Source organism: Corallococcus sp. 4LFB, assembly GCF_046520365.1.
Classification (GTDB): Bacteria; Myxococcota; Myxococcia; order Myxococcales; family Myxococcaceae; genus Corallococcus; species Corallococcus caeni.
This window is the reverse complement of record NZ_JBKGHJ010000080.1, coordinates 1-3,247: the sequence shown is the minus strand read 5'-3', so window position 1 is coordinate 3,247 and position 3,247 is coordinate 1. Positions and strand designations below refer to the sequence as shown.

The 3,247-nt window shown below is 71.8% G+C and carries 2 protein-coding genes; both read right to left on the bottom strand.

Translation table 11 applies throughout. From position 1 onward, the window contains the following. Positions 1 to 1,575, bottom strand: a 1,575-nt coding sequence (locus ACLEQD_RS11605) for a condensation domain-containing protein (RefSeq protein WP_410383568.1), incomplete at its 3' end; no start/stop codon positions are given. Continuing rightward, on the bottom strand, positions 1,572 to 3,247 hold a 1,676-nt coding region (locus tag ACLEQD_RS11600; protein WP_410383567.1), incomplete at its 5' end, for an aspartate aminotransferase family protein. The genes ACLEQD_RS11600 and ACLEQD_RS11605, both read right to left, overlap by 4 nt.

Sequence of the window (3,247 nt, the reverse complement as noted above, 5' to 3'; positions counted from 1 at the left end):
CGCATGCGCCACCTGGTGGGCGCGCTGGAGCAGCTGCTGGTACGTGAGCGTCACGTCCCCCGCGCGCAGGGCCACGGCGTCGGGCGTGGCGCGGGCCTGGGCGGCCACGAGCGTGTGGACGAAGGCCTCGCGGTCGAACGGCTTCGCGGTGGCGTTCCAGTCCACCAGCACGCGCTGCTTCTCCGCGGCGGGCAGCAGCGGCAGGCGCGCAACGGGGCTTTCCGCGTCGGCGACCACGCCGCGCAGCAGCTCTTCGTAACAGGCCATCCAGCGGCGGACCGTGGAGCCGTCGAAGAGGTCGGTGTTGTACTGGCACTCCAGCACCACGCGGCCATGGGCCTCGGCCGCGTTGATGAAGAGGTCGAAGTTCTCGAAGTGGCGCGGGTTGCTGGCCAGGTCGCAGGTGAGGCCCTGGAACGCCAGCTGCTCACCCGTGACGGCCTGGTCCACGTTGAACAGCACGTTGACCAGCGGCAGGCGGCTGGGGTCGCGCGGCAGCGCCAGCTGCTTGAGCAGCGTGCCGAAGGTGTACTCCTGGTGCTCGTAGGCATCGAGCATCGTGGTGCGCAGCTGCTTGAGCACCTGCGTGAAGGGCGCCTCCGCGGCGACGTTGCTGCGCAGGGGCAGCGCGTTCACGCAGTGGCCCACCAGGTCCTTCAGCCCGGCCACGGACTGGCCCGCGGCGGGGATGGCCACCACCACGTCCTCCAGCCCCGTCAGCCGGTGCAGCAGCGCCTTGAATCCCGCCAGCAGCGTGGTGAAGAAGCTGCCGCCGTGGCGCGCGCCCACGCGCTTGAGCTGCTCCACGAGCGCGGGCTCCAGGACGCAGTCCTCCCGCCGCGAGCTGTACGTCTTGGACGGCGGACGGCGCCGGTCCAGCGGCAGCTCCAGCACCGGCAGCGCGCCGGAGAACTGCTTGAGCCAGTAGCGCTCGTGCTCCGCGTACTCCGGCGTCGTGGCCAGCTGCGCCTGCGCGCGGGCGTAGTCGCTGAACGTGGGCGCGGGCGCCAGCACGGGCGGGGTCCGCCGCACGTGCGCCGAATAGAAGGCCGCCAGGTCGCGCAGCATCACCGCCATGGACCAGCCGTCGCACACGATGTGGTGCGCGGTCAGCGTCAGCAGGTGCTCCTGGGCGGACAGCCGCGCGAGGCGCGGGCGCAGCAGCGGCCCGGTCTCCAGGGACAGCGGCGTCTCCACCTCGTGGGCGACGAGCTCGCGGAGGCGGGCGTCGCGCTCGGAGGGCGGCAGCGCGTCCAGCGACACGACCTCCAGCAAGAGGGGCGTGGCGGCGGCGACGCACAGCGTGAGGCCGTCCGCGCTGAACGTGGTGCGCAGCGCTTCGTGCCGCGACATCAGGTCCTGGAGCGCGGCGCGCAGGGACTCGACGTCCAGGGGCCCGTGCAGCCGCACGGACATGGATTCGTTGAAGGCGCACGACGCGTCCGGGCCCATCTGCACGCCGGTCCACACCTCGCGCTGGGGCTCGGTGGACGGCGCGGTGAGCAGCAGCGCGGGCCCGGCGAACGGATCGAAGTCGTCGGGCAGGTCCTGGGTGGGGGAGTCGGGGGTCTTCATCGGGTCTCGCTCAGCTTGACGAACTTGCCGGGCACCGTGGGGTGCGGGACGAACCAGGCGGGGTTGCCCTGCGGATCACGCCCCAGGCGGGCGCCGGGGACGGGGGGCTGGTTGGAATCGAAGGCCGCGGGGGCCTGCGGCTGGGGCCGCGCCGTGCCGGGCAGGAAGCCCGCGTCCTGCAGCTCCGTGACGCTGTCCTGGAACGCGGTGATGAGGCGCTGCAAATCCGCGTCGGAGTGCGCGGTGGTGAAGAAGCACGGGAAGCCATCCCAGATGTGGATGCCCTTGTCGCGCAGCAGGCAGAACAGCAGGTCCGCGTTCGCGACGTCCGCCGTGACGAAGGTCTTCCACAGCGACCCGAAGTGCTTGATGCGCAGCGGGGCACCCACCTCGTCGAAGAACGCGTTGAGCGTGCTGGCCAGCCTGTCCGCCTTGGCGCTCACGCCGCGCTGGAGCTCCGGGCCCGCGGCCTTCATGTGCTCCAGCGCGGCCTTCGCGGCGGCGAGCGCCAGCGGGTGACGCACGAACGTGCCGGCGAAGTACGTCACGCCCACGGTGGGCACGGAGTCGTCGCCGAACTGCCAGTGGCCGCCGTCCAGCGCGTCCATGAACGGGCGCTTGCCCGCGATGACGCCAATGGGCATGCCGCCGCCCACGACCTTGCCGTAGGTGGCCACGTCCGCCTGCACGCCGAACACCGCCTGGGCGCCGCCCGGGTGCATGCGGAAGCCGGTGATGACCTCGTCGAAGATGTAGACGGAGCCGGACTTCTGGGTGAGGTCGCGCAGTTGGTGCAGGAACTCGCGTGGCTGGAAGTCCGGGCGGCGGCTCTGCACGGGCTCCACCATGATGGCCGCCAGCGAGTCCGCGCGGGAGCGCAGGATCTCCAGCGACTCCGGCGTGCCGTAGTCCAGCACGAGCACGTCCTGCACCGCGCCCGCCATGATGCCCGGGGCGGCCGGCACGGTGCGCAGGCTCTTGGTGCCACGCACCAGCACCTCGTCGAAGATGCCGTGGTAGCTGCCGGCGAAGATGGCCACGGTGCTGCGGCCGGTGACGGTGCGGGCGATCCGCAGCGCGCCCATCACTGCCTCGGAGCCGGTGTTGCAGAGCGCCGCGCGGTCCGCGCCGGTGAACTCACAGACGAGCTTCGCGACCTCGCCGGCCAGGGGGTGCATGGGCCCCAGCTCGTAGCCGTCGTCCACCTGCTTGTGCACGGCCTGGGTGATGAAGTCCGGCGCGTGGCCGAACATCACGGAGCCGAAGCCGTTGAGCGCGTCCAGGTACTCGTTGCCGTCCACGTCCCAGAGCTTGGAGCCCTTGGAGCGGTTCACGGCCAGCGGGTAGATGAGCTCCTTGAGCAGCGGCCGGAAGCCCGTCACCACGCGCGGATCCGACAGCTGGCCGCGGTTCTCCTGGGCGGAGCGCTTGGAGCCCTGCGTCTTCGTCGTGTAGCGGCGGGTGAAGTCCTCCAGGAACGTCTGCTGCCGGGGCGTGAGCGAGTCCTTCGGCGCGAGGCTGATGCGCGCGATGGCGCCGAAGGCCTTCTTCACGTCGTACCGCACCGGGCCCTTGAGCTCGGCTTCATCAGATGCGGCCGAGGTGGCCCCCGTCGCGGCCGAGGAGGGCGCGGGCTGCGCGGCCTGCGGCTGCGCCGGCTGGGCCTGCACGG